We start from the raw sequence: 25,762 nt of genomic DNA on the forward strand, positions 1-25,762 counted from the left end.
CCCCGTACGGCTCAGGTCTTCTTGCGGAACTTGGCGACCGCCAGCGGCGCCGTGACGACCGTGATCACCAGCGCCCAGCCGAGGGTCCACCACACCGACTCGGCGACCGGACCGCCGTTGATCAGATTGCGGGCGGCGTCGGCGAGGTTGGAGAGCGGGTTGTAGTCGGTGAAGGTCTCCAACCAGCCGGGCATCGAGGTCGGCGGGGCGAAGATCGAGGAACCGAACTGCAGCGGCATCAGGACGAGCATGGCCATCCCCTGGACGGCCTGGGCCGTCTTCATGGTGAGACCGAGCAGGATGAAGATCCACATCAGCGAGGCGCCGAACACCATCGACAGACCGATCGCGGCGAAGAGGTCGAGAACCGAGGTCTTGATCTCCAGGCCGAGCAGGAAGCCCGTGCCGAGCAGGATCGCGGTGGCGACCAGCATCCGGCCGACCTCGACGACGATCTTCGCGATGAGGACGGAGGACCGGGCGATCGGCATGGTGCGGAACCGGTCCATCACCCCCTTCTTGAAGTCGTCGTTGACGCCCACGCCGACGGCCATGGAGATGTTCATGCCCATCATCGCCATCAGGCCGGGCGTCACGTAGTTGACGTAGTCGTCGTTGTTGCCCTTGCCGGAGATCGCGCCGCCGAAGACGTACACGAACAGCAGGATGAAGATGATCGGCATCAGGACCGCGTCGAACATCGACTCCGGATCCTGCTTGATCTGTAGCGCGTTGCGCCGCACCAGGGCGCCGATGTGGCGGAGGTTGGCGCGCAGGCCGATCCGGCCCTCGCCGCCGGGCGCCGTGCGCACCGGGGACGGCCCCGGTGCGTCGACGGGAGCCTTGGTGAGCTGTGTGGTCGTCGTGGTGCTCACGCGGCGACCTCCTCGGGGGTCGTGTCGGAAATCGTGGTCTTCTCGCCCGTGATGGCGAGGAACACCTCGTCCAGACTGGGCAGATGGGTGCCGATGTGCGCGATGCCGTACCCACGCGTGCCCAGCAGGCCCACGACGGCGGTCAGCTGCTCGTCGCTCAGGATCGGGACGTACAGCACGCCCTCGTCGGGGACGACGGTCGAGCCGGCGATGCCGTCCAGGCCCGACTCGCGCAGCGCCGCGGCCATCGCGGGCAGGTCGGCCGCGTCCATCGGGCGGATCGTGAGCGTGCGGCCGCCGACGCGGGCCTTCAGCTCGTCGACCTTGCCGTTGGCGATGACCTTGCCCCGGTCGATGACGGTCAGCTCGCTCGCGAGCTGCTCCGCCTCCTCCATGTACTGCGTGGTGAGCAGCACGGTCACGCCCTCGGCGACCATCCGCTTCACCTCGTCCCAGACCTCGTTGCGGGTGCGCGGGTCGAGGCCGGTGGTGGGCTCGTCCAGATAGAGGACGGCGGGCTGTCCGATCATCGAGGCGGCGAGGTCGAGCCGCCGGCGCATACCGCCGGAGTAGTTCATCGCCGGCCGCTTGGCGGCCTCGGTCAGCGAGAAGCGCTCCAGCATCTCGTCGGCGCGGCGCCGGGCGTCCTTGCGGGAGAGGTCGAGCAGCCGCCCGATCATGTACAGGTTCTCCCAGCCGGACAGCTTCTCGTCGACCGAGGCGTACTGGCCGGTGAGGCCGATGGTGCGGCGCAGCTGGCGGGGCTGCTTCACCACGTCGTAGCCGGCGACGGTGGCGGTCCCGGAGTCCGGGAAGATCAGGGTGGACAGGCAGCGGACGAGGGTGGTCTTGCCGGCCCCGTTCGGGCCGAGCACGCCGAGGACCGTGCCCTCCCGGACGTCGAGGTCGACCCCGTCGAGGGCCTTCGTCTCGCCGTAGTGCTTCACGAGGCCTCGTACCTCGACGGCGTTGTGTGCGGATCGCGTCATGGCCACCATCAGAGCAGCCGCCACCGACAACGCACCGACAGAAGACCGACAGCCCGCCGACACGATGCCGGCGGGCTGTCGTTCTTCCGCTGCCCAGGGGATGTCCGGCTCTCGTCGGCCGGACACCCTCTAGTGGAAGGTGTGCTCCTCGGCGGGGAACGCCCCGCCGGTGACGTCCTCCGCGAAGGCGCGCGCGGCGTCGCCGAGCGTCTCGCGGAGGTTGGCGTACTGCTTGGTGAACCGCGGCACCTTCCCGCCCGTCAGACCGGCCATGTCGGTCCAGACGAGGACCTGGGCGTCGGTGTCGGGGCCGGCACCGATGCCGATGGTCGGGATGTGCAGCGAGCGGGTGACCTCGGCAGCCAGTTCGGCCGGTACGAGCTCGAGGACGACGGCGAAGGCGCCCGCGTCCTGAGCCGCCTTGGCGTCGCTGAGCAGCCGGTGTGCGGCCTCGTCGCCACGGCCCTGCACCCGGTAGCCCATCGTGTTGACGGACTGCGGGGTCAGGCCGAGGTGGGACATGACCGGGATCCCGGCCTGGACGAGCAGCTCGGTCTGCGGCAGCGAGCGTTCGCCGCCCTCCAGCTTGACCGCGCCGACGCCCGCGTCCTTGACGAGCCGGGTGGCGTTGCGCAGGGCCTGGACCGGCCCTTCCTGGTACGAACCGAAGGGGAGGTCGCCGACGACGAGGGCACGCTTGGTGCCCCGGACGACGGCGGCCGACAGGAGGGTCATCTCGTCCATCGTGACGGGCACGGTGGTGTCGTAGCCGAGGTGACAGTTGCCCATGGAGTCGCCGACGAGCACGACCGGGATACCGGCCTCGTCGAAGACGGACGCGGTCATCGCGTCGTAGGCGGTGAGCATGGGCCACTTCTCGCCGCGGGTCTTGGCCGCGGTGATGTCGTGGACGGTGATACGGCGCGTGCCCTTGCCTCCGTACAGCGCCTTGCTGCTGTCGGCGGACTGCTTCTGGGCAGGCTGAAGCGTCATGGTGAACGGCTCCTTCGTCATCTCGAGGCGCCCTGACGGCGTCCCCGGATCACGTCCATGGTGGCACCTCGTGCGGTGGCGCGGGAAGTGGGCCGAAGTGGTGCTGTTCACACCGGCGCAACAGGAAGAATTTCGAGGCGTACGTACGAATGTGCGCGTTCTGTCACAGCCGTCCACCCCCGTACCACCTGCAGGAACCCGCCGCGCCGCTCTGTCGTCCCTCGTGGCAGTACGGCAGGCCCGGCATCACCTAGTGTCGACGTCGGGTCACAGAGCAAGGCAGTGAGGACTGAGTGATGGCGCGGGTGGACATGGCGGAGACCGAGAACGGCGGCGCGGGGGACGAGCGCTCCCGGTCCCGGTTCCGGGCGGCGCTCGACCGCTGGCGCGGTGACCGGGGCATCTGGCGCCGCGGGATCCTCCTGGCCGTCTGCGCGGTGCTGCTCACCCTGCTGATGGTGTTCCACGCCGAGATCCCCAACCGGATCGGCAACCTCGGCAGCCTCACCGAGACCTTCCTGCCGTGGCTGGGCGTGCTCGTGCCCGTCCTGCTCGTCCTGGCGCTGCTGCGGCGCTCGGCCACCGCGCTGATCGCCCTGCTCCTGCCGACCGTGGTCTGGGTCAACTTCTTCGGAGGGCTCATCACCGACAAGTCCGCGTCGGGCGGCGACCTCACCGTCGCCACCCACAACGTGAACGCCGACAACCCCGACCCCGAGGGGACCGCCCGGCAGCTCGCCGGGTCCGGCGCGGACGTGGTCGCCCTGGAGGAGCTCAAGGGCGACATGGTCCCGGTGTACGAGCGCGCTCTGGCGAGCACGTACAAGTACCACTCGGTGCAGGGCACGGTCGGGCTGTGGAGCACGTACCCGCTGAGCGATCCGCAGCCGGTGGACATCGGCATGGGCTGGACCCGCGCCATGCGCGCCACCGTCGCCACGCCCCAGGGCGAGGTGCGGGTGTACGTGGCCCATCTCCCGTCGGTACGGGTCAAGCTGAACGCGGGCTTCACCGCCAACCAGCGCGACAACAGCGCGAACCTGCTGGGCGAGGCCATCGCCGACGACCGGCTCCAGCGGGTCATCCTGCTCGGCGACCTCAACGGCACGATGAACGACCGCTCGCTCAACGCGGTCACGGCGCAGATGCGCTCCACCCAGGGCGCGTCGGGCGACGGCTTCGGCTTCAGCTGGCCGGCCTCGTTCCCGATGGCGAGGATCGACCAGATCCTGGTGAAGGGCGTCGAACCGGCGTCCTCGTGGACACTGCCGGAGACGAAGAGCGACCACCTGCCGATCGCGGCGCGCGTCCGCCTCTGACGCGCGGGCGGGGCGAAACCTCCCCTTCACCCGGCGGAAGCCGACGGGAACATTCCACCTGAGAGTATTTGTTCAGTCGAAGAACTATTCGTCTGGAAAGGCTCTCCCATGCCCCTGGCGCTGCTCGCGCTCGCCGTCTCCGCCTTCGGCATCGGCACCACCGAGTTCGTGATGATGGGCCTGCTGCCCAACGTCGCCGACGACCTCGGCACCTCCGTCCCCACCGCGGGACACCTCGTCTCCGCGTACGCGATCGGTGTCGTCATCGGCGCCCCGCTGCTCACCGCGCTCGGCTCCCGCGTCCCGCGCAAGAAGATGCTGCTCCTGCTGATGGCGCTGTTCGTCGTCGGCAACCTGGCCTCCGCGCTCGCGCCCGGCTTCGGCTGGCTGATCGCGGGCCGGGTCCTGGCCGGGCTCCCGCACGGCGCGTTCTTCGGCGTCGGCGCCGTCGTCGCCGCACGGCTCGTACGCGAGGACCGGCAGGCGCGGGCGGTGGCCACGATGTTCCTCGGGCTCACGGTCGCCAACATCCTCGGCGTACCCGCCGCGACGCTGCTCGGCCAGCACCTCGGCTGGCGGGCCACCTTCCTCGTGGTCACCGTGATCGGCCTGCTGGCCATGGCGGCGCTCGCCCGGCTCGTGCCGTACGTTCCCGTCGACGAGCGGCAGAGCCTGGGCCGGGAGGTGCGCGCGCTCGGCCGCCCGCAGGTGCTGCTCGGCCTGCTCACCGCGGTCTTCGGCTTCGCGGGCGTCTTCGCGGTCTACTCCTACCTCGCCTCGATGACCACCGAGGTGATGGGCTTCGGGGAGTCCTCCGTCACCCTCGTCCTCGCCCTCTTCGGCATCGGCATGACGGCCGGCGCGCTCGCCGCGGGCCCGCTGACCGACCGCGCGCTGCGGCCGACGCTGTACGGCTCCCTCGCCGCCCTCGCGCTCGTCCTGGTCGCCTTCCGCTTCACGATCCAGGTGCCGTGGCTGGCCCTCGTGACCGTCGTCGTCCTCGGCGCCGTCGGCTTCATGACGACCACACCGCTCCAGATGCTGGTCATGAACAAGGCCAAGGACGCGCCGACGCTTGCCTCCGCCTCCAACCACTCCGCCTTCAACCTCGCCAACGCGGGCGGAGCCTGGGCGGGCGGCGCGGCCGTCGCCGCCGGCTGGGGCTGGACCTCCCCGACCCTCGTCGGCGCGGGCCTCGCCGTCCTCGGCCTGGCGATCGCCGCCGTGGCCGGACTGCTCGACCGCACGGGCGGTACGGCGGAGGGCGCCTCCCGCGTCGTCGCGGGAAGCGCCCCGGCCGCCGAACGGGCCGTCAGTGGCTCGGGGTCTCCCGCCAGCGGTTAGTGATCGGCAGTCGGCGGTCCTTGCCGAAGCCCTTCGCCGAGATCTTGGTGCCCGGCGGGTACTGGCGCCGCTTGTACTCCGCCGTGTCCACCATCCGCAGCGTCCGGGTCACCAGCTCCTCGTCGAAGCCGGCCGCGACGACGGCCTCCTTGCCCTGGTCGCGGTCGACGTACAGGGCCAGGATCCGGTCCAGGACGTCGTAGTCCGGCAGGGAGTCGGTGTCCACCTGCCCCGGGCGCAGCTCGGCGCTCGGCGGCTTGGTGATGGAGCTCTCCGGGATCGGCGGGGTCTGACCGCGCTCCTCGGCCGCCCGGTTGCGCCAGCGCGCGAGCCGGAAGATGGTCGACTTGTAGACGTCCTTGATGGGTCCGTACGCGCCGACCGAGTCGCCGTACAGGGTCGAATACCCCACCGCCAGCTCGGACTTGTTGCCGGGCGCGAGGACGATGTGGCCCTCCTGGTTGGAGATCGCCATCAGCGTCGTGCCGCGCAGCCGGGACTGCAGGTTCTCCTCCGCCAGATCCGTGAGCCCGAGCGCGCCCATGTAGGCGTCGAACATCGGCTCGATCGACACCGTACGGAAGTTCAGCCCCGTGCGGCGGGCCAGTTCGGCGGCGTCGCCGCGCGAGTGGTCCGAGGAGTACTTGGACGGCATCGAGACGCCGTACACGTTCTGTGCGCCCACCGCGTCGCAGGCGATGGCGGCGACGAGGGCCGAGTCGATGCCGCCGGACAGTCCGATGAGGACCGAGCGGAAGCCGTTCTTGGCGACGTACGCGCGCAGGCCCACGACCAGCGCCGAGTACACCTCCTCGTCGTCGTCGAGCCGGTCCGCGTATCCGCCGGTCAGCTCCGGCTCGTACGCGGGCAGGGGATCCTCGGAGAGGATCACCCGGTCGATGCGCAGTCCGTCGTCGACGATGCCGGTGGGGGCGTCGGGGGAGGCGGCCGGCAGGTCGAGGTCGAGGAGCACACTGCCCTCGGAGAACTGCGGGGCGCGCGCGACGACTTCGCCGTTCGCGTCGACGACGATCGAGTCGCCGTCGAAGACCAGCTCGTCCTGACCGCCGATCATCGCGAGATAGGCGGTGGTGCAGCCCGCCTCCTGAGCGCGCTTGCGGACCAGTTCGAGCCGGGTGTCGTCCTTGTTCTGCTCGTACGGCGAGGCGTTGATCGAGACGAGCAGTCCGGCACCGGCGCTGCGGGCGGCCGGGACCCGGCCGCCCTCCTGCCACAGGTCCTCGCAGATCGCGAGGGCCACGTCGATGCCGTGGACCCGGACGACGGGCATGGTGTCGCCCTGGACGAAGTAGCGGAACTCGTCGAAGACGCCGTAGTTGGGCAGGTGATGCTTGGCGAAGCGCAGCACCACCTCGCCGCGGTACAGCACGGCCGCGGCGTTCTCCGGGGAACCGGCGGGCCGGCCGAGCCGGGGCTCGGCGCGGTCCGAACGGTCGAGGTAGCCGACGATCACCGGCAGCTCCCCGAAGCCCTCGGCGTCGAGGCGCCGGGCGAGCGCCCGCAGGGCGGCCCGGGACGCCTCGACGAAGGACGAGCGCAGCGCGAGGTCCTCGACGGGGTAGCCGGTCAGCACCATCTCGGGGAACGCGACCAGATGCGCGCCCTGCTCGGCGGAGTGCCGGGTCCAGTGGACGATCGCCTCGGCGTTCCCGGCGAGATCGCCGACGGTCGAGTCGATCTGATTCAGAGCGAGGCGTAGTTGAGGCACGCGCCCAGTGTAATCGTCAGACCGACGCTATGTCCTGGTGTACGGGACCGCGACCGGGACTACTTGGTCTTCCCGGTCCAGATCACGTCCTCGTACTCGAGGATCTTCGGCGCCATCTCCAGCTGCATCTCCTGGTCGGCGTCGGCCGGCAGCGAGAAGGCGAAGTCGCTCTTGGCCTGCTTGCCCGGGAGGACGGTGCCCTGGAACATCTCGGTCGCGTCGCTGCCGTCGAAGATCGCGTCGGCCGGCGAGCCCTCCGCGTCGCTCGCGTCCGGCAGGGCGGTGGCGACGTCGAGGGCCTTCTTGCTGCCGTTGACGATCGTGATCGTCACCTGGAACGCGCTGTTGCCCTTGGTGTGCCCGGCGGCGAACTGGTCGGGCTTGTACGCCCGCGGCTTGGAGACGTTGACCTTGACCCCGTCCGGGTAGGTGTGGCTCTGGCCGAACGCGAGCGCCGCCGGGGCGGTCTCGGTGGGCTCGGGGGAGTCGGAGGGCTCGCTGCCGGGGTCGGCGGGGGCCGTGGTGCCCGACTTCAGCTTGTCGTTCTCCTTCTCGATCTCCTCGGCGACGTCCTTCACCGCCGTGGCGAGGACGACGACCCAGACGATCGAGATGACGATGGCGAGGGCTCCGGTGATGACGCCGGTCAGGGCGGAGCCCTTGTTGGTCGCCTCGCCCTTGTTGGCCTTGCCCATGCCGATGATGCCGAAGATGAGGGCCAGCAGGCCCAGGATGGCGCCGAGCCAGAACATGAACGGCACGAGCGCGATGAGGACGCCCACGATGCCGATGACCAGCGCGGCCACCCCGAGGCCGTTGCGAGGCTGCTGCGGGAACGGCGGTGGCATGCCCGGCATTCCGGGCGGCGGCCCGAAGGAGTGAGGGCCGGGGGTGTTCGTGGGCATGGTCATACGGCGTCCTTCGCGGGTGGCTGAAAATCTGACGTTAAGCCAGCCGATCATGGAGAAGCCAGGGGTTTTGTGGACGAAATGTGTTCGTGATCAAGCCCGGGGGTACGGCCTCGCCGAGCCCGGGACCGCCGCTCCACCCCCGACCGCCGGAGCGAGCAGATGCCCGCATAGCATCTGTACCACTATGTCCAGAAGTCGTGTGCGACAGGCCGCCGCCCTGCTGCTGTTGCTCGGCGCCCTCGCGTACACCGCCTGGGTCCTCGAAGTCGTCGTCCGCACCGGGCTCGACCCGGTCCGGACGTACGTCTCCGAACTCGCCGCGGCGGACCAGCCGCTGGGCGGCCTGTTCCGCGCCACCGACCTCGCCGCGGGCCTGCTGGTCCTCGCGGGCGCCCTGGTCGCTCTGCTGCTGCCCGGCCGCCGCCCCTGGACCGTCACCGGCTGGCTCGCCCTCGCCCTCTTCGGCGCCGCCACCGCCCTCGACTCCCGGCTGCCGCTCAGCTGCGCGCCCACCGCCGACCCGGAGTGCGCCGCGCGCGAGACCGCCGGGCTCGTACCGGCCACCCACACGGCCCACACCGTCAGCTCCGGCCTCGCCATGGCCGGGGCCCTGGCCGCCGTGATCGCGCTGACGATCGCCGCCCGCCGCTACGGAATCTGGCGACCCCTCGCCCGCACCGGCCCCCTGCTCGTCGCCCTCGAACTGGCCGCCACCGTCTGGACCCTGGCCGCCGTCGCCGCCTTCGAGGCGGGCAGGGGCACCTTCTCCCTGGGGGCCGGGCAGCGGCTGCAGGTCCTGCTCGTGGCAGTCTGGCTCGGGGTACTCGCCGTCTCCGTGGCCAGGGAGAGAGCTTGAGCGTGTTCGTACGGGTCGGAGGCGTGGCCCACCACGTCCTCGTCGAGGGCGGCGGACCCGTCTGCGTGCTGAGCGCCGGCCTCGGCATGAGCTGGTTCGACTGGGACCCGGTCGTCCCGCTGCTCGCCCCGCACCGCACGGTCGTCCGCTTCGACCGCCCCGGCCACGGACTCTCCGCCCCGGCCGCCGTCCCGCCCAGCGCCACCGGCGAGGCCCACCGCGTCGCCGGCCTCCTCGACGCCCTGTCCCTGCCCGGACCCGCAACCGTCGTCGGGCACTCCATCGCCGGCCTCCACGCCGAGGCCTTCGCCCGGCTCCACCCGGACCGCACCGCCGGGATCGTCCTCGTCGACTCCTCCGTCGAGGAGCACGCCCGTACCCCCGCCGCCCCCGCCCTGCGGACCGCCGCCGCCCGCGGCCTCGGTGCGGTACTCGCCGCCGCCGGGGCCCCGGCGGCCGTCGGCCCGGCCGTCCGCCGCGCCACCGTACGGCTCTCCCGCGCCGCGGGCGGCGACCCGGCACCCGCCGACCTCGTCCGCCGCGTCTACGCCACCTCACGGGCGATGCACGGCGCACTCCTGGAGAACACCCACTACCGCGCGGTCGCGGCCGAACTCCTCGCCCTGCGCGAGCGGTTCCCGCTGCCGCCCGGCCTGCCCGTCACCGTCCTCGCGGCCCCCGACGGCTCCGCCCGCTGGGCCCGCCGTCAGCACGCACTGGCCCGACGGCTCGGCGCCCACTACGAAGCGGTCGAGCCGTCGGGCCATCTGATGATGTGGGACCGTCCGGACGCGGTGGCCCGAGCGGTGCTCGATCAGGATGTGGCGTAGACGCGGGCGCAGAACTCCTTGATCTGGTCGTCGTCCAGATGCTGCGCCAGATCTGCCTCGCTGATCATGCCCACCAGGCGCTTGTTCTCGATCACCGGAAGCCGCTTGATCTGGTGGCCCGTCATCTCGTCGAGGACCTGGCTCACGTCCGAGCCCGCGTCGATCCAGCGCGGGGTGCCCTGCGCCATCTCCCCACAGGTGACCTTCGCCGGGTCATGACCCATGGCGACACAGCCGACCACGATGTCGCGGTCCGTGATGATGCCGCACAGCCGCTCGTTCTCGTCGGCGATGGGCAGCGCGCCCACATTGAGGTCGCGCATCAGCTGAGCCGCGCGGTCGAGTGTTTCGTGCCGGGGGATCCACTTCGCCCCGGAGTGCATGATGTCCTTCGCCGTGGTCATGGGGTGCGTACCTCCGTAGAACGTCGCTGTACGTACGTCCCCGAGCGTCAACCATTGTCCGCGTACGGCGCGGCCCCCGCGACCGCTGGTGGTCACGGGGGCCGGACGGCGGGGTCCTCAGGCGCGCGGCTTCGCGCCCCGCGCCTTCAGCAGGTCCGCCATGAGGGCGATCTCGGACTCCTGGGCGTCGACCATGCCCTGCGCGAGGTTCCGCTCGATGTCCACGGAGCACTTGTCCACGCAGCCCTGGGCCATGTGGACGCCGCCCTTGTGGTGGTCGGTCATCAGCTGGAGGTAGAGGATCTCGGACTCCTTGCCACTGGCCTTCCGCAGCCGGTCGAGGTCGGTCTTCGTCGCCATGCCCGGCATCAGCGCCCCGTCGAGGGGACCGGTGTCGCCGTGCCCGCCCATGCCCATCCAGGCCATCGGCTCGGTGCCCGACTCGACCTTCGGCAGGCCCCACAGGTCCAGCCAGCCCAGCATCATGCCGCGCTGGTTGGCCTGGGTGTTGGCGATGTCGTACGCCAGCCGGCGCACCTCCTCGTCCTGGGTGCGGTCCCGGACGATGAAGGACATCTCGACGGCCTGCTGGTGGTGGACCGACATGTCACGGGCGAAGCCCGCGTCCGCCGAGTCCGACACGGGGGTCGCCGGCGCGTCCTCCCGCTGCGCGGAGGCGACCGTGACGGCGCCCCCGGCGAAGAGCATCGCGAGGACGACGGCGGTGATCGAGGCGCCGTGCGTACGGGTCAGCTTCACTGGGTGGCCCCGACACCACCGGTGCAGGCCGCGCCCGGCTCCGGGGTCTGCGGGCCCTGCACGTACTTGGTGAAGAAGGCGTCGACGCGCGGGTCGCTCGCGCTGTCCACGGACACCTGCTTGCCCCAGGCGCTCAGCATGATCGCGCCGGCCTGGTCGTCGACCGGGCTCATCAGCGAGTACGGGGTCTTGCCGACCTTCTCGGCCAGCTTCTTCACGTCGGCCTCCGCGGCCTTCTTGTTGTACGTGACCCAGACCGCGCCGTGCTCCAGCGAGTGCACGGCGTTCATCTCGGCGATCTTCGTGGTGTAGACGTCGCCGTCGCAGTTCTGCCAGACCTGGTCGTGGTCACCACCGACCGGGGGCTTCATCTCGTACGCGACCGGGGTGGTCACGTGGTTGCGGCCGAGCTTCTTGGCGTCCCAGGACTTCTCGTCCTTGATGGGGGCCTTGGCGGCGGCCTCCTGCCGCTCCTTCTTCTCGGACTGCTCGTTGAGCACATAGCCGCCGAAGCCGACGAGGCTCAGGACGACCACGGCGGAGACGCCGATGGTGATGAAGCGGTTGCGGCGCTCGCGGGCCTGCTCGGCGCGGCGCATCTCCTCTATTCGGGCGCGGCGGTCGGCGTTGGCGGAGCGGTTGGCGGCCATGGTGATGTCGTCCTTCTCGGATGTGGGGTGGTGTGGGGGCGTGAGCCGTGGGGCGGAGCGGATGCTGCCCCTGGCTACGTCCGCAGTACTTGAAGGACGTGCAGGTCCGGCGCACGGGGCTGGGCGTCGGAGCGGGGCGCCCGGCCGGCGTCGTACGACGGTCCGAGGCGCGGGAACCGGCCCTCCGCCTGAGGCGGGGGGTCGAGCGGCGGCGCGGTGAGTATCGCCGGGCTGAGGGAGGGGAACAAGGAGCAGTCGCCGCGGTCGTACGGGCAGACGTACTCTTCGGCCCCGGTGATCCGCTGGTGGTGCGCCTGGGCGGCCTCGTCGTGGGCCACGGCGTCGCCGGCACCCAGACAGACGAAGAGCGCGGCGAGGAGCGTCGCCACGGCACTCACCAGTGCCATGGGACGCGCGCGCCGGGACAGGCGTACGAGTGGAGTGCCCCCCATGGGCGGAGATCGTAGTGGCCGGAGCGCCTGGAGGGGACAGGCGGGGCGACGTGGAGGGGAACACACGCGCGGAATCGGGCGGTCCCCGTTACCTGTGTCACACCCGAGCAGGCACTATGGGTGTGCAACGTGCGCGAAACCATGTGGTGGGATGCTCAGGTGCCCCCCGATGTGCCCGAGGCGGTGGGAACAGGCGGCCTGACCAGCAAAGATGGGTGTGGAAATGGACAAGCAGCAGGAATTCGTGCTCCGGACGCTCGAGGAGCGCGACATCCGGTTCGTGCGGCTGTGGTTCACCGACGTGCTCGGCTTCCTGAAGTCGGTGGCCGTGGCGCCCGCCGAGCTTGAGCAGGCGTTCGACGAGGGCATCGGCTTCGACGGCTCCGCCATCGAGGGCTTCGCCCGCGTATACGAATCCGACATGATCGCGAAGCCGGATCCGGCCACCTTCCAGATCCTGCCCTGGCGCGCGGAGGCCCCGGGCACGGCCCGGATGTTCTGCGACATCCTCATGCCGGACGGCTCCCCCTCCTTCGCGGACCCGCGTTTCGTCCTGAAGCGCATCCTCGCCAAGACCTCGGACCTGGGCTTCACCTTCTACACCCACCCCGAGATCGAGTTCTTCCTGCTGAAGGACAAGCCGCTGGACGGCACGAAGCCCACCCCCGCCGACAACTCGGGCTACTTCGACCACACCCCGCAGAACGTGGGCATGGACTTCCGCCGCCAGGCCATCACCATGCTGGAGTCGATGGGCATCTCGGTGGAGTTCTCCCACCACGAGGGCGCGCCGGGCCAGCAGGAGATCGACCTGCGCTACGCCGACGCGCTGTCCACGGCCGACAACATCATGACCTTCCGCCTGGTCATGAAGCAGGTCGCGCTGGAGCAGGGCGTGCAGGCCACGTTCATGCCGAAGCCGTTCTCGGAGTACCCCGGCTCGGGCATGCACACCCACCTCTCCCTCTTCGAGGGCGACCGCAACGCCTTCTACGAGTCGGGTGCGGAGTACCAGCTCTCCAAGGTGGGGCGTTCCTTCATCGCCGGCCTGCTCAAGCACGCCGCCGAGATCTCGGCCGTCACCAACCAGTGGGTCAACTCCTACAAGCGCATCTGGGGCGGCTCGGCCCGCAGCGCGGGCGCGGGCGGCGAGGCCCCCTCGTACATCTGCTGGGGCCACAACAACCGCTCGGCGCTGATCCGCGTCCCGATGTACAAGCCCGGCAAGACGGGCTCGTCCCGGGTCGAGGTCCGCTCCATCGACTCCGGCGCCAACCCCTACCTGACGTACGCGGTCCTGCTCGCGGCGGGCCTCAAGGGCATCGAGGAGGGCTACGAACTCCCGGCCGGCGCCGACGACGACGTCTGGGCCCTCTCGGACGCGGAGCGCCGCGCGATGGGCATCGAGCCGCTGCCGCAGAACCTGGGCGAGGCGATCGCCCTGATGGAGAAGAGCGAACTGGTCGCCGAGACGCTGGGCGAGCACGTCTTCGACTTCTTCCTCCGCAACAAGAAGCAGGAGTGGGAGGAGTACCGCTCCGAGGTCACCGCCTTCGAGCTGCGGAAGAACCTCCCGGTCTTGTAATCGCAGGTCAGAGCCAGTACCGTCCCGAATCAGTACTCAGGGCCGACGTTCGCAAACCGTCGGCCCTGAGTCGTCTCACTCGTCCTGGGCCGGCTGTGGGCCGTCCGACGTGAAACCGGGCGCCCTGTACAGGTCGTCCACGGCCCTGCGCGTCCGTCCCTCGCTGCTCGGCATGAGGTGCCGCGCACGAGCGGCGGGTGCGGCCCGTCGTCCGAGCCGCCGCTGGTGGGTCGGTGCCGAGCGGCGAGGGCCTGGGGCGCGCGGTTCCACGGCTCTCTCCACCTCCCCGATCCGCCGCCGGCGCGCCGCTAGGCGGCGGCTTCTGTGACGAGGATGGCAGCGGTTGCCGGACCCGGGGTGTCGCTGGTGAGTGCGGCGGTCACGGCTGCCCGGACGGCGCGGGCGACTTCCAGAGGATGGTGCCCGGGCGCGACCGCGAGCTGGACCTGGATATGTCGACGGGGTGGATCGTCCTGTTGCTCCACCTTGACCGGGCGGCCTCCCAGCGGGGCGGTGAGGCGAGCGACGCCTGGCACGGCCGACGCGGCGCCGGCCAGTTCCCCGATGGGCCCCCGCAAGGGCTTTGTTTCGGTCGAGGGGGCGGCGCTTCGCCTGGGTGGAGCTGTCGACGGGGGTGTCTCCGGGCCTTCGTGGAGACCCGTGACGCGCAGATCGACTGCCACGACGGTCAGGCCGAGCCGTTCAGCGGCCTCGTCGAGCAGCGTGGTCCTCAGCTGTTCGGCGGCCTGGTGTACCGGCCGCGTCACGGATCCGGTGAAGGCGGCCTCGATCCTGAGCGGTCCAGGCGGTAGCGCGCTGGCGGGCGGGCGAACGGCCGGTTCGGATACGGGTTCGTGCGGTGCCGGTCCAATGCGCATGCTCTTCAGCGTGACGCCGGGAATTTCAGCGGCCGCGGGCCAGAGGGTCCGGACGGCCGCCTGCTCGGTGATCCATGTCCCGTCTTCGGGCCCTCCGAGCGGGAGCAGCCGACCCAGGTCGAGCTGGTCGCGTACTGCCTGCATCCACGCCTCGGTTTCCACCTGTCCACCCTCTCCCGGGGCTGTTCCTGCAGCTGAGCCGGGACGCTCATGGCGCCCGTCCGACCACCCTGGCTCACGGTCGTCATCCCGCGCAAAAGGCGCTACAAAATAAGGATAAAGCCAAGATTGTCAGGTTCACCCCTTCAGGGAGGAATGGCCTGATGACTGAGAACGACGCAAAGCACGGTGGTGCGCCCGCCTCTCGTGGCCGGACGACCATCGCCGACGTGGTGGTGGAGAAGATCGCCGGAATAGCGGCACGGGACGTGCCCGGCGTTCATGCTCTTGGCAGTGGATTCTCGCGCTCGATGGGCTCGATGCGAGAGCGGATGCCGGGCGCCGGTAGCGGCAAATCCGTCACCCGCGGGGTCGATGTCGAGGTGGGAGAGGTACAGGCGGCGATCGATCTGGAGATCGTTGTCGACTACGGCGTCTCGATCACGGACGTCGCCGGTGAGGTACGGGAGAACGTGATCTCCGCGGTGGAGCGGTTGGCAGGGCGGGAAGTCGTGGAAGTCAACATCATGGTCAGTGATGTGAAGCTGCCCGACGAGGAGGACGAAGGGGAGGAGCGGCAGCGGATCCAGTAGCCGGACGGGTTTCGGCTACTGAGTGAAGGAGCGCGTGATGAGCAGAGCCGTGGTGGGTTTGATCGCCGGAATGGCGCTGGGTTTCGCCGCGTACTTCGGTGACTTCTGGGCTTTCTTGCTGGTTCTTGGGCTCGGCGCCGTCGGACTTGTGGTCGGGCGGCTGTCGGAAGGTGATCTCGAACCGGGTTACTTCGTCCGCCGCCGTGACGACCAGCAGCGGATCCGCGATGAACAGCGCCGGGCTCGGAGAGACTGGCGGCAGTGACCAGGGAAGCCGATCGGCGTTCGGCCGTCGCCCGCGGGGAGCGGGGTGCGACCACGGTCGACGACCGGGTTGCGGCGAAGATCGCTGCTCAGGTGGCGCGCGAGGCCCTGAGTCGGTTCACCGAGTCGGCCGGTCACGTGCCTCCCGGCCGCCGGAGGCCCCGTGTGACGGCGTCCGTGCGGCGGGCACCGGAGCGGAATGGGGCAGGGCGGGAAGGCGATCCCGCCGAGAGCCGACCGATGCTCGGCGAGGTCCGGGCGCGTATCGCTGTGGAGCTGGGCTATCCGTCAGACATCGGGGCTCAGTGCGCTGCGGTGCGCCGAGAGGTCTCCGAACGGCTCAGGGCGTGGGCCGGCATGGATGTGTCCGACCTCGTGGTGTCGGTCGAGAGGCTGTACTCGGTTCACTCGCGGCGTACAGACCAGGAGAGGGTGACATGAGCGCGAACACGTGGCGGCACCCGACCGGCGACAGCGACCTTCCCCCCGATCCTGGAGAGGCAGCTTCGTCCCCGGGGGAACCCCCGGCCCCCGGCGCGACAGAAGCAGACCGTGAATCGGGAAAGTCGCCGCACCGCTTCTGGTCTGCGCGGAGGATCCCCGCGACCATTGTGGCCTTGCCGGCCGTCGCAGCCACCGGACTGCTCCTGTACGACGTGGTCTCGGTGCGGGCTGGCCAGCCCGGGATGAGCTGGCGGCGGCGACTCGCCGATGAGTTGGCCACCCGACCCTTGGACGACATCTGGATGATCGTCGGAGCCGCGGTGGCAATGGCCCTCGGCCTGTGGCTCTTCCTGCTGGCGGTGACGCCGGGGCTGCGCAAGCTGCTGCCCATGCGGCAGCCCACCGGTACCCGAGGAACGGGGGAGGTCCACGCGGGGCTCGACCGCCGTGCAGCCGCCCTGATCCTGCGTGACCGGGCCATGCGGGTGTCCGGTGTCGAGTCGGCTCGGGTCGACGTCGGGCGCCGGAAGGTCAAAGCCCGGGCGCAGGTGCACTTCCGTGAGCTCGACGAGGTCCGAGCGGACCTCGATGCCGCGCTGGGCGAAGCCGTGACCGGCCTGGGTCTCGCCCGGCCACCCACGCTGTCCGTACGAGTCCGGCGCCCGAAGAAAGGCTGAGGTCGATCCCGATGCTCAAGACGGTGAACCGGGTGATGCTGGGGCTGCTCGGCCTTGGACTGTTCGCTCTGGGCGGCGGCGTTCTGCTGGGCGGTCTGGATCTGCAGCGCCACTGGGATTTCGACGTGCCGGGCTGGTGGCCCTTTCGCGGCCCGGCCGATGTAGTGCTGGGCATCGAGGGACGCACCCGGTGGCGGGAAGAGGGCTGGTGGTGGCCGACCGTCATCGCGGTGCTCGCCGTGTTGTTGGTGTTGCTGCTGTGGTGGCTTGTCGCGCTACTACGCAAAGGCCGGCTGGACCAGGTCCTCGTCGACAGCGAGGACGGCGCGACAGCCCAACTCAACGGCCGCGCGCTGGAGGACGTGATCGAGGATGAAGCGCAAGCCCTGGACGGAGTCTCGCGGGCTCATGTCCGACTGACGGGCCGGCGTACTGCCCCGGTCGCACGGGTGCGGCTGTGGCTGGAGCCTCACGCGGAACCGGAGCAGACCCTGGCTCGACTCAGCCGGGAAACGCTCGCACGCGCACGGGACTCGACAGGCCTGGACCGTCTCCCCTCGAAGGTCGGCCTCCGGGAAGTCCGCCACAAGGCCCATCGCGTCGACTAGGCGCCCTTCGCCGCATCCAGGCCGGCGGCTTGCCGAGCCCGCAAGGAGGAAGGTCGATATCCGGGCGTGGCGGCCCCCCGCCGTGTCACCGTCCACTGTGGAGAGTGGGCATGATTCTCAAGCATCCGTCCGACCGCGGAGGCTCGCGGAGCAAGCCGTTCGAGAGGCTGGCCGAGAATGCCTCGCGGTTCACCAGTTCAGCATCGTTCTTCGGGATATGCCTGATCCTGGTCGCCGTGGCTGTCGCGTTGCACGTGATCGGCTTGCCGATCACGTGGCTTCTGTTCGTGGGCGAGGCGATGTCGGCGGTGACCCTGCTCCTGGTGGCGCTGCTGAAGAACTCCGAGCTGCGGGCCGAACGCGCCGTCGAGCGCAAGCTGGACGCCATCGCCGCCGTCCTGCTCGAAGGGGAGAGTGGCGGCACCGGAGAAGCACACCAGAAGCTACGGTCCATCCTTGCCGAGGAGGAAAGCTCCTGAGCTGGGGTGTAGCCGGTTTTGCCGGCAAGGGGAGAAGCCGCCGCCGAGAATCGAGGTCGGAACTCGGGGGTTGCCTGGCAAGCCAGTGCCGCGGGCCGCGCCTACTCGAGTCGTCTTCCGGCACACGGGCGGCCGACGCGTGAGCCGAGTCAACACGGCTCTGCCGTCGGGGCCGGGGCTGTGGGAAGGTGGGCGTGTGACGTCGTTGGAGGATCTCGTCCGGCTGCGCCGGGCACGTGACCTGATGGATCGTGAGTACGCGAAGCCGCTCGACGTGCCCGCGCTGGCGCAGGTCGCGCTCATGTCGGCCGGGCACTTCTCGCGCAGCTTCCGGGCCGCCTTCGGGGAGACGCCGTACAGCTATCTGATGACGCGGCGGATCGAGCGGGCCAAGGCGCTGTTGCGGCGGGGGGACCTGTCGGTGACGGAGGTCTGCTTCGAGGTCGGCTGTACGTCGCTCGGGTCGTTCAGCTCGCGGTTCACCGAGCTCGTCGGCGAGAGCCCGAGCGCCTACCGGGCCCGCAGCCACGACGAGGGCGCCGCCATCCCGGCCTGCTTCGCCAAGATCTACACGCGACCGGTCAGGAACGGAGAAGCGAAGGCCGACCCCCCTCGGTAGCGTGAAACGCATGGACATCACGCTTTCGCAGTGCTTCATCGCCGTCGACGACCACGACAAGGCGCTCGCCTTCTACCGCGACGCCCTCGGTCTGGAGGTGCGCAACGACGTCGCGTTCGAGGGGATGCGCTGGGTGACCCTCGGCGCCCCGTCGCAGCCCGAGGTGAACATCGTCCTCGAACCGCCCCTCGCGGACCCGAACGCCTCGCCCGCCGACCGGGAGGCCATGGCGGAGCTGCTGGCGAAGGGCCTGCTGCGCGGCGTCATCTTCGCCACCGACGACGTCGACGCGACCTTCGAGCAGATCCGCGCCGCGGGTGGCGAGGTCCTGCAGGAGCCGGTGGACCAGCCGTACGGCGTCCGTGACTGCGCCTTCCGCGACCCCTCGGGCAACATGCTGCGCTTCAGCCAATCGCGTTGACGGTCCGTCGGGGCCGGGCGGACACTGCCCCGATGAAGATCGCCTCGTTCGTCACCGGCCGTCTGCTGCTGCACCCGCTCACCGTCGCCGAGGCCGAGCGGATCGTCGCCGCGGCGCCCGCGCGGGAGGACCGGTGGGCACCGGGGTATCCGGCCGACGGGGACGTGGCCGGGGCGCGCGGGTTCCTGGGTGTGTGGGCCGCACAGGGGGACCCGGGGGTGTTCGGGGCGTACGAGATACGGCGGCGGGCCGACGGGGCCGCCGTGGGCGGGATCGGGTTCCACGGGCCGCCGGACGCCGAGCGGTTCGTGACCGTCGGGTACGGGCTGATCCCGGAGGTACGGGGGCTCGGGTACGCCACCGAGGCGCTGCGGGCCCTGCTCGACCTGGCCCGGGAGCAGGGCGTCGCCGGCGCGAAGGGCGACGCCGATCTGGCGAACGTCGCCTCGCAGCGCGTGATGGAGGCGGCCGGGATGCGGTACGCGGGGGAGGACGAGCGGGTGAGGTACTACCGGGTGGAGTTCACCCCGGTCGCCTGAGCGCCGCCGAAGCCGACCCCGCCGGCCTCTCGTGCCTCAGCGTTCCGACAGCTCCGACGGCGCTTCCTGGACCACCCAGCCGTTGCCGTCCGGGTCCTCGAACGACATGAACGAGTTCCAGGTCTCGCCCTTGCCGTCCTCCCAGCCCGTCGCACCGACGTGCCGGATCGGGGTGACGTCCACGCCCCGGTCGACGAGTTCCTTGCGGGCCGCCTCGATGTCGGTGACGCACAGCTGGAGGCCGTGCAGGGTCCCCGGGGCCATCACCTTCGTGCCGGGCATCGACGGCATCCCCTTGAGCATCGCGATCGAACAGCGCGAGCCGGGCGGCGTCGCCTGGATGATGCGCATCCCGGGCGCGACCTCGTCGTCGAGGTCGATCTTGAAGCCGCACTTCTCGCCGTAGAACTCCTTGGCCCGGTCCAGGTCGGTGACCGGGACGGGGACGACTTCGAGCGTCAGGTTCATCGGGGGGTTCTCCTCAGAAACGCCAGCGGGTCTGGCCGAAGGGGTCGCCCTTGGCGAAACCGAACGCCGTGCGGGGCGGCACGGCGAACACCAGGGCGGTCCCACCGTCGCCCACGAACGCGCCGTCGCGCACGTCGAATCGCCAATCCGGTCCGTACTTCTCGACATACGCGCTGGCCAGCGCCTGTAGCCGCCCCTCGTCCGTCACCCGAACGGCCGTACCTTCGACCACCAGATCGAAGCCCTCGCCGAGCGACGCGGACCCGGTGGTGAGGACCACCTCCTGGTTCTCCGCGAGATTGCGCGCCTTGCGTTCGTCGGGCCCCGTGCAGAAATGCAGGGCGCCCTCCGACCACACCGCGATGAGCGGCGTGACGTGCGGGCGCCCGTCCGGGCGGACCGTGGTCAGCCAGTAGACCTCGGCGTCGGCGAGCCGCGCGACGGCCTCGGACCATTCGGCGGGGTGGGCCTTCGGGTCGCTGAAGCGGGGGTCCAAAGTGGTCTCCGGGGCCATGATCTCCTCCAGGGCGGATGCGACATCCTCATAGGGAAGACCGTGCCCGGGCCGGGGACTCATCGCACGGCGGGCGTCCAGTGCAGCTTTCCGTCCAGACCCATCGCCGCCACCCCGTCCACGACCGCGCCGGGAGCACCGGAGAACAGGAACTTCTCCAGCGTCCAGAGCGGCCGGGTGCCCGCGCTCGCCGCCGGGGCCGTCGCCAGGACGCCCGTACGGGAACGGACCGCCAGCATGCCGTGGCCGCCGCCCACCGGGCCGAAGCCGGCGACCCCGCCGGCCAGCTCGGTCACCGGGGAGAGGAGGGTCCCGCCGGAGAGGTCGGCCGTGCGCAGGTCACCGGAGGCCGGCTTGCGGAACCAGAGCCGTATGCCCTGCCCGTCCGGCGCGGGGCCCGCGCTCAGCGCCAGCGTCGTCGCCGGGAGTCCGGTCCGCACCGGTCCCGACAGCGGCCCGCCGGGTCGCTGCTGCGTCCAGGTGAGAACGGTGTTCGCCGTGCCGGCGAACACGTGGATCCGGCCCGCCGCGTCCGTCGTGGCCACCGGGTCGCCGTGCAGGCTCCCGCCCCCCAGCGAACGCCAGGGACCCCAGCCGCCGTGGCTGTCCTGCGCGCGCACGGTCAGCCGGTGCCGGCTGTCGCGCAGCAGCACCGTCGTCCGGCCGGTCCCGTCCACGGCCACGGCGGGCGCGCTGATGTCGGAGGTACCCCGGGCGTCGTTCTTCTCCGGCGTGCCGAGCGAGCGCCACGGCCCGAACGCGCCGCCGGGCGCGGACTGCTCGGTCGTCACCACCTCACGGCCGTACGTCTGCTCCGGGCCGCCGAGCGTCGTACGGGTGCCGAACACGGCCATCCGGCCGTCCGGGAGCCGTACGGAGGTCACTCCGCTGTCCAGGCCGTCGCCCGGGAGCAGGACCGGCCCCTGCCAGTCGCCGGCCGCGCCCGCGGGCTTCTTCCATACCGCGAGGCGCCCGTCGAGCACGGAGAAGGCGTGCAGGCCCCCGGCGGTGTCGCGCTGCACCCAGGAGGTGGAGGTCCCGCGGGCGTAGCGGATGGTCTCGGTCCAGCCCCAGCCGCCGGGGCGGGCGGACACCTTGAGGTCGCCGCACCCGGCGGGGTCGCCGCAGTCGTTGACCCCGTCGATCCAGGCGTACGTCTTCAGGGTGCGCAGCTTCGCGCCGGCCGTCGCGGGGTCGAGGGTGCGCGGCAGCGTACCGACGGGGTACCCGAGGTAGTTCTGGACGCCGAAGTGAGGACGGCCGGTCGTGGCGCCGTACCGCGCGAGGGCCGCCTGCGCGAACCGGGCGCCGTACATGTGGTCCTGGTGGTCGGTGAACGCCCCGGTCTTGGCGTTCCGGCCCGGTGTCGGGTCCTGCATCCGGACGAAGGTGGGCCGGAACCGTGTGAGGAGTCCGGTGAGGGTGTCGATCACCTGCTCCCGCGTGTACGAGAAGTCGGTGCCGACGGGCGTGCCCGCGGCGCGCTGGGTCTCGAGCGACTCGACCCGGCCGTCCCACAGTCCGTGCAGGCTGTGCGGGCGGTCGCCGCTGATGGAGCCGGCCTCGCGCAGCTGCAGCCAGACCAGGCCGATCTGCGGCTTGGCACGCAGGATGTCCAGCTCGGCCTGGCCGCCGCCGGCCGTGGGGATGGCGATCCGGTCCCAGGGGCTGGTGCGGCTGCCGGTGGCCATCTCGGCGTACGCGGCGCGGATGCCGTTCTGCCGGGCCTCGGCGAACCCCGCCTTGTCGGGCGCGGGGCGATGGGGGGCGCGCGCCCGGGCGTTGACACCGTCCGACTCGCCCGACGTCAGATATATGGAGGTCAGGGAGGCGCCCGAGCGTATGGACTGGGCCGTGTCCGGATTCATGAAGTACAGATCGTCGTCCGGGTGGGCCACGATCTGCGTCACGGCGACGCCGGGCGTACGGACCGGCGTCCTGGCGAGATCGGGGGCCGCCGCCTGGCGGGGGGCATGGCCGGTCCCCTTCGGCGCCTCGGTCGCCGGGGCTCCGGAGACGGTGCCGGAGGAGAGGTGGAGCAACCCCGCGAGCGAGCCGCCGACGAGCACGGTCGCCGTCAGGGCGGAGGCGAGCCGGACGCGGGGCGGCAGGGAGGGGCGACGGAGACGGGCGGTCATCGACGGTGTGCGCTTTCGGAGGACGATCAGGGCTTCGGCAGGACTTCGGCCAGGAAGACGGGCTTTCAAGAAGTACGGTTCATCGGCGGCGAATAGTGAGGAATGTGCGTGACATCACCTGTGATGTTCTGCGAAACGAAGGCGTAGAGGGGGCTGTTATGTCCCATTTCGCGAGTTGTGCTCCCCGGGGCGACCGTGTGACCCGCTCCGGATAGGCTCGATTGCGGACCTTGGACGGGTGGACGCGTGGGCGCGTGGAGGGAGCGGCGGAATGGTGACGGTGCCGGGGCGCAGAGGCAGTACCTTCACCCGGCTGCTGCGGCACGGGTTCATCGACCCGTCCGGAGCCGAGCAGCTGCTCGACGCCCCCGGGATGGCCGCGCTGCGCGACGACTCCGTGCTCCTCGACGCACTCGGCGCGACCGCCGACCCCGATCTCGCCCTGCGCGGCCTGGTCCGGCTCGTGGAGGCCCAGCCCGACGAGGAACGTCAGACCCTCACCAGCACGGTGCTCTCGGCCAAGCCCTTCCGGGACCGGCTGCTCGGTGTGCTCGGCGCCTCCGAGGCGCTCGCCGACCACCTGGCCAAGCACCCCCGGGACTGGCAGGCCCTGGTCACCTACGAGGCCGTCGATCTGAACCCCGGTGTCGCCGAGTTCGAACAGGGCCTCGCCGAGGCCACCGACCCGGTCTCCCTGCGGGTCGCCTACCGCCGCTGTCTCCTCGCCATCGCGGCCCGGGACGTCTGCGGCACCGCCGACGTCGCCCAGACCGCCGCCGAGCTGGCCGACCTCGCCATCGCCACGCTGCGCGCCGCCCTCGCCATCGCCCGTACCGCGGCGCCCGCCGACGCGGCCCACTGCCGGCTCGCCATCATCGCCATGGGCAAGTGCGGCGGCCACGAGCTGAACTACGTCTCCGACGTGGACGTGATCTTCGTCGGCGAGCCCGTGGAGGGGACCGACGAGGGCAAGGCGATGCAGGCCGCGACCCGGCTCGCCTCCCACCTCATGCGGATCTGCTCCGAGACGACCGTCGAGGGCACCATCTGGCCCGTCGACGCCAACCTCCGCCCCGAGGGCCGCAACGGCCCGCTGGTGCGGACGCTGTCCAGCCACCTCGCCTACTACCAGCGCTGGGCCAAGACCTGGGAGTTCCAGGCCCTGCTCAAGGCGCGGGCGGTGGCGGGCGACCCGGAGCTGGGCGCCGAGTACATCGGCGCCGTCTCCCCGCTGGTCTGGCAGGCCGCCGAGCGCGAGAACTTCGTCCCCGACGTGCAGAAGATGCGCCGCAGGGTCGTCGACAACATCCCGGCCGCCCAGGTCGAGCGCGAGCTGAAGCTCGGCCCCGGCGGCCTCAGGGACGTCGAATTCGCCGTCCAATTGCTCCAGTTGGTGCACGGCCGGGGCGACGCCACGCTGCACAGCGGCACCACCCTCGACGCCCTCGCGGCGCTCGCCGCCGGCGGCTATGTCGGCCGCGCCGACGCGGCCCAGCTCGACGAGGCGTACCGCTTCCTGCGCGCCATGGAGCACCGCATCCAGCTCTACCGGCTGCGCCGCACCCATCTCGTCCCCGAGGGCGAGAGCGACCTGCGCCGCCTCGGCCGCTCGCTCGGCCTGCGCACCGACCCGGTCACCGAGCTGAACAAGGAGTGGAAGCGGCACGCCTCGGTCGTCCGCCGGCTGCACGAGAAGCTCTTCTACCGGCCGCTGCTCGACGCCGTCGCCCAGCTCACCCCCGGCGAGGCCCGGCTCAGCTCGAAGGCCGCCGGCCAGCGGCTCGAGGCGCTCGGGTACGCCGATCCCGTCGCCGCCCTGCGCCATCTGGAGGCGCTCGCCTCCGGGGTCACGCGCAAGGCCGCGATCCAGCGGACACTGCTGCCGGTCCTGCTCGGCTGGTTCGCGGACTCCGCCGACCCCGACGCCGGGCTCCTGGGGTTCCGCAAGGTCTCCGACGCGCTCGGCAAGACCCCCTGGTACTTGCGGCTGCTGCGCGACGAGGGGGCCGCGGCCGAGAACCTCGCCCGGGTGCTCTCCGCCGGGCGGCTCGCCCCCGACCTGCTGCTGCGCGCTCCGGAGGCGGTGGCGATCCTCGGCGACCCGGAAGGGCTCAAGCCGCGCGGGCGCGACCACCTGGAGCAGGAGATCCTCGCGGCGGTCGGCCGCGCCGACGGCGCCGAGCAGGGGGTCACGGCGGCCCGTGGCGTACGGCGCCGGGAGCTGTTCCGTACCGCCGCGGCCGATCTCATCGGCTCGTACGGCACGGAGGACAACCCCCGCGAGGCCGATCCCGGCGCGCTGGTCGACCAGGTCGGCCAGGCCCTCACCGGCCTCAACGCGGCGACGATCGCGGGCGCGCTGCGCGCCGCCGTGCGCGAAGGCTGGGGCGACACGCTGCCGACGCGGTTCGCTGTCATCGGCATGGGCCGCTTCGGCGGGCACGAGCTCGGCTACGGCTCCGACGCCGACGTCCTGTTCGTGCACGAGCCGCGCGAGGGCGTCGACGAGCAGGAGGCCGCCCGGGCCGCGAACCAGGTCGTCACCGAGATGCGCAGGCTCCTCCAGGTCCCCACGGCCGACCCGCCGCTGCTCATCGACGCGGACCTGCGTCCGGAGGGCAAGAGCGGCCCGATGGTTCGCACGATGAAGTCGTACGAGGCCTACTACCGCCGCTGGTCCCTGGTCTGGGAGAGCCAGGCGCTGCTGCGCGCCACACCCATGGCGGGCGACCCGGAGCTGGGGCGGCGCTTCATCGAGCTGATCGACCCGCTGCGCTATCCGGCCGAGGGGCTCGGTGAGGACGCGGTCCGCGAGATACGGCGTCTCAAGGCCCGGATGGAGACCGAGCGGTTGCCGCGCGGCGCGGACCCGACGCTCCACGCCAAGCTCGGGCGGGGCGGGCTGAGCGACGTCGAGTGGACGGTCCAGCTGTTCCAGATGCGGCACGGCTGGGCCGAACCGGGCCTGCGCACCACCCGCACCCGGGAGGCCCTGGCCGCCGCCCACGCGGCGGGGCTCGTCCCCACGGACGAGGCCCAGATCCTGGACGAGGCATGGGTCCTGGCGACGCGCGTCCGCAACGCGGTGATGCTGGTGCGCGGCCGCCCCGGGGACACGTTCCCCTCGGACGGACGCGAACTGGCCGCGGTCGGGCGGTACCTGGGCTACGGCCCGGGCCACGTCGGCGAGATGGTCGACGACTACCGGCGCATCACCCGCCGGGCCCGGGCCGTCGTCGAGGAGCTCTTCTACGGGGCGTAGCCG

Annotated in this window: 27 protein-coding genes; 14 read left to right on the forward strand and 13 right to left on the reverse strand. The window is 71.2% G+C overall.

Annotated elements, in window-relative coordinates; genetic code table 11:
* Window positions 1-11: 11 nt before the first annotated feature.
* The 3 genes from ABZ939_RS04210 to panB form a co-directional block, all read right to left on the reverse strand.
* Window positions 12-812 (reverse strand): ABC transporter permease, encoded by an 801-nt coding sequence (locus tag ABZ939_RS04210; RefSeq protein WP_361849143.1) that lies wholly within the window; start codon window positions 810-812, stop codon window positions 12-14.
* A gap of 59 nt (window positions 813-871) precedes the next feature.
* Window positions 872-1,873 carry an ATP-binding cassette domain-containing protein gene (locus tag ABZ939_RS04215; RefSeq protein WP_361849146.1) on the reverse strand — a complete coding sequence of 334 codons (1,002 nt, stop codon included), beginning with the start codon at window positions 1,871-1,873 and terminating at the stop codon, window positions 872-874.
* Between the two features lie 120 nt (window positions 1,874-1,993).
* Window positions 1,994-2,857: a 3-methyl-2-oxobutanoate hydroxymethyltransferase gene (gene panB / locus ABZ939_RS04220; protein WP_361848987.1), complete on the reverse strand. Its 864-nt coding sequence runs from the start codon at window positions 2,855-2,857 to the stop codon at window positions 1,994-1,996.
* Between the two features lie 296 nt (window positions 2,858-3,153).
* On the opposite strand from panB, the gene ABZ939_RS04225 reads away from it, so the two are divergent.
* The gene (locus tag ABZ939_RS04225; protein ID WP_361848990.1) at window positions 3,154-4,176 is read left to right on the forward strand and encodes an endonuclease/exonuclease/phosphatase family protein; all 1,023 of its coding nucleotides are present in this window, start codon (window positions 3,154-3,156) and stop codon (window positions 4,174-4,176) included.
* Window positions 4,177-4,284: 108 nt separating this feature from the next.
* Entirely contained in the window at window positions 4,285-5,520 is a 1,236-nt protein-coding gene (locus tag ABZ939_RS04230) for an MFS transporter (protein ID WP_361848993.1), read from the forward strand.
* On the opposite strand, the gene ABZ939_RS04235 is transcribed toward ABZ939_RS04230, so the two are convergent.
* Window positions 5,489-7,249, reverse strand: a complete 1,761-nt coding sequence (locus ABZ939_RS04235) for an NAD+ synthase (protein ID WP_361848996.1) — start codon at window positions 7,247-7,249, stop codon at window positions 5,489-5,491. The two genes, ABZ939_RS04230 and ABZ939_RS04235, sit on opposite strands and share 32 nt — an antisense overlap.
* A gap of 59 nt (window positions 7,250-7,308) precedes the next feature.
* On the reverse strand, window positions 7,309-8,160 hold the full coding sequence (locus ABZ939_RS04240) for a DUF4190 domain-containing protein (protein WP_361848999.1): 852 nt from the start codon (window positions 8,158-8,160) through the stop codon (window positions 7,309-7,311).
* 184 nt (window positions 8,161-8,344) lie between these two features.
* On the opposite strand from ABZ939_RS04240, the gene ABZ939_RS04245 reads away from it, so the two are divergent.
* Window positions 8,345-9,016 carry a DUF998 domain-containing protein gene (locus tag ABZ939_RS04245; protein ID WP_361849002.1) on the forward strand — a complete coding sequence of 224 codons (672 nt, stop codon included), beginning with the start codon at window positions 8,345-8,347 and terminating at the stop codon, window positions 9,014-9,016.
* Entirely contained in the window at window positions 9,013-9,846 is an 834-nt protein-coding gene (locus tag ABZ939_RS04250) for an alpha/beta hydrolase (RefSeq protein ID WP_361849005.1), read from the forward strand. Before ABZ939_RS04245 ends, ABZ939_RS04250 begins: the two co-directional genes overlap by 4 nt.
* On the opposite strand, the gene ABZ939_RS04255 is transcribed toward ABZ939_RS04250, so the two are convergent.
* From ABZ939_RS04255 to ABZ939_RS04270, 4 genes are all read right to left on the reverse strand, one after another.
* Entirely contained in the window at window positions 9,831-10,250 is a 420-nt protein-coding gene (locus ABZ939_RS04255; protein WP_361849008.1) for a CBS domain-containing protein, read from the reverse strand. The two genes, ABZ939_RS04250 and ABZ939_RS04255, sit on opposite strands and share 16 nt — an antisense overlap.
* A 117-nt stretch (window positions 10,251-10,367) precedes the next feature.
* Window positions 10,368-10,958: a DUF305 domain-containing protein gene (locus tag ABZ939_RS04260; protein ID WP_361849149.1), complete on the reverse strand. Its 591-nt coding sequence runs from the start codon at window positions 10,956-10,958 to the stop codon at window positions 10,368-10,370.
* 47 nt (window positions 10,959-11,005) lie between these two features.
* On the reverse strand, window positions 11,006-11,659 hold the full coding sequence (locus tag ABZ939_RS04265) for a DUF3105 domain-containing protein (protein WP_361849010.1): 654 nt from the start codon (window positions 11,657-11,659) through the stop codon (window positions 11,006-11,008).
* A 74-nt stretch (window positions 11,660-11,733) separates the two neighbouring features.
* On the reverse strand, window positions 11,734-12,111 hold the full coding sequence (locus ABZ939_RS04270; RefSeq protein ID WP_361849012.1) for a hypothetical protein: 378 nt from the start codon (window positions 12,109-12,111) through the stop codon (window positions 11,734-11,736).
* A 223-nt stretch (window positions 12,112-12,334) separates the two neighbouring features.
* Here ABZ939_RS04270 and ABZ939_RS04275 point away from each other — a divergent pair, with 223 nt between their 5' ends.
* Window positions 12,335-13,696: a glutamine synthetase family protein gene (locus ABZ939_RS04275; RefSeq protein ID WP_137989630.1), complete on the forward strand. Its 1,362-nt coding sequence runs from the start codon at window positions 12,335-12,337 to the stop codon at window positions 13,694-13,696.
* Between the two features lie 308 nt (window positions 13,697-14,004).
* Here the strand turns inward: ABZ939_RS04275 and ABZ939_RS04280 are convergent, their stop codons facing one another.
* Window positions 14,005-14,736, reverse strand: a complete 732-nt coding sequence (locus ABZ939_RS04280) for a hypothetical protein (protein ID WP_361849014.1) — start codon at window positions 14,734-14,736, stop codon at window positions 14,005-14,007.
* Window positions 14,737-14,897: 161 nt separating this feature from the next.
* Here ABZ939_RS04280 and ABZ939_RS04285 point away from each other — a divergent pair, with 161 nt between their 5' ends.
* From ABZ939_RS04285 to ABZ939_RS04320, 8 genes are all read left to right on the forward strand, one after another.
* The gene (locus ABZ939_RS04285; protein WP_361849017.1) at window positions 14,898-15,326 is read left to right on the forward strand and encodes an Asp23/Gls24 family envelope stress response protein; all 429 of its coding nucleotides are present in this window, start codon (window positions 14,898-14,900) and stop codon (window positions 15,324-15,326) included.
* Between the two features lie 37 nt (window positions 15,327-15,363).
* Window positions 15,364-15,591: a hypothetical protein gene (locus tag ABZ939_RS04290; protein WP_361849020.1), complete on the forward strand. Its 228-nt coding sequence runs from the start codon at window positions 15,364-15,366 to the stop codon at window positions 15,589-15,591.
* Between the two features lie 436 nt (window positions 15,592-16,027).
* Window positions 16,028-16,711: a DUF6286 domain-containing protein gene (locus tag ABZ939_RS04295; protein ID WP_361849023.1), complete on the forward strand. Its 684-nt coding sequence runs from the start codon at window positions 16,028-16,030 to the stop codon at window positions 16,709-16,711.
* Window positions 16,712-16,722: 11 nt separating this feature from the next.
* On the forward strand, window positions 16,723-17,319 hold the full coding sequence (gene amaP, locus ABZ939_RS04300; protein ID WP_361849026.1) for an alkaline shock response membrane anchor protein AmaP: 597 nt from the start codon (window positions 16,723-16,725) through the stop codon (window positions 17,317-17,319).
* Between the two features lie 110 nt (window positions 17,320-17,429).
* Window positions 17,430-17,798, forward strand: a complete 369-nt coding sequence (locus ABZ939_RS04305) for a low affinity iron permease family protein (RefSeq protein ID WP_361849029.1) — start codon at window positions 17,430-17,432, stop codon at window positions 17,796-17,798.
* Window positions 17,799-17,994: 196 nt separating this feature from the next.
* Entirely contained in the window at window positions 17,995-18,417 is a 423-nt protein-coding gene (locus ABZ939_RS04310; RefSeq protein WP_361849032.1) for a helix-turn-helix transcriptional regulator, read from the forward strand.
* 10 nt (window positions 18,418-18,427) lie between these two features.
* Window positions 18,428-18,838 carry a VOC family protein gene (locus tag ABZ939_RS04315; protein WP_361849035.1) on the forward strand — a complete coding sequence of 137 codons (411 nt, stop codon included), beginning with the start codon at window positions 18,428-18,430 and terminating at the stop codon, window positions 18,836-18,838.
* Window positions 18,839-18,870: 32 nt separating this feature from the next.
* A complete protein-coding gene (locus ABZ939_RS04320; protein ID WP_361849038.1) occupies window positions 18,871-19,377 on the forward strand; it encodes a GNAT family N-acetyltransferase in 507 nt (168 codons plus the stop codon).
* A gap of 36 nt (window positions 19,378-19,413) precedes the next feature.
* Here ABZ939_RS04320 and ABZ939_RS04325 read toward each other — a convergent pair whose 3' ends face one another.
* The 3 genes from ABZ939_RS04325 to ABZ939_RS04335 are packed head-to-tail and all read right to left on the reverse strand — an operon-like array spanning window position 19,414 to window position 22,497.
* On the reverse strand, window positions 19,414-19,845 hold the full coding sequence (locus tag ABZ939_RS04325; protein WP_361849041.1) for a VOC family protein: 432 nt from the start codon (window positions 19,843-19,845) through the stop codon (window positions 19,414-19,416).
* Window positions 19,846-19,858: 13 nt separating this feature from the next.
* A complete protein-coding gene (locus ABZ939_RS04330) occupies window positions 19,859-20,359 on the reverse strand; it encodes a pyridoxamine 5'-phosphate oxidase family protein (RefSeq protein WP_361849044.1) in 501 nt (166 codons plus the stop codon).
* Between the two features lie 59 nt (window positions 20,360-20,418).
* The gene (locus ABZ939_RS04335; RefSeq protein ID WP_361849047.1) at window positions 20,419-22,497 is read right to left on the reverse strand and encodes a PIG-L family deacetylase; all 2,079 of its coding nucleotides are present in this window, start codon (window positions 22,495-22,497) and stop codon (window positions 20,419-20,421) included.
* Between the two features lie 271 nt (window positions 22,498-22,768).
* On the opposite strand from ABZ939_RS04335, the gene ABZ939_RS04340 reads away from it, so the two are divergent.
* Complete coding sequence (locus tag ABZ939_RS04340) at window positions 22,769-25,759, forward strand: bifunctional [glutamine synthetase] adenylyltransferase/[glutamine synthetase]-adenylyl-L-tyrosine phosphorylase (RefSeq protein ID WP_361849050.1); 2,991 nt, start codon at window positions 22,769-22,771, stop codon at window positions 25,757-25,759.
* The last annotated feature ends 3 nt before the right edge of the window (window positions 25,760-25,762 follow it).

The organism is Streptomyces sp. NPDC046712, from assembly GCF_040645695.1.
Classification (GTDB): domain Bacteria; phylum Actinomycetota; class Actinomycetes; order Streptomycetales; family Streptomycetaceae; genus Streptomyces.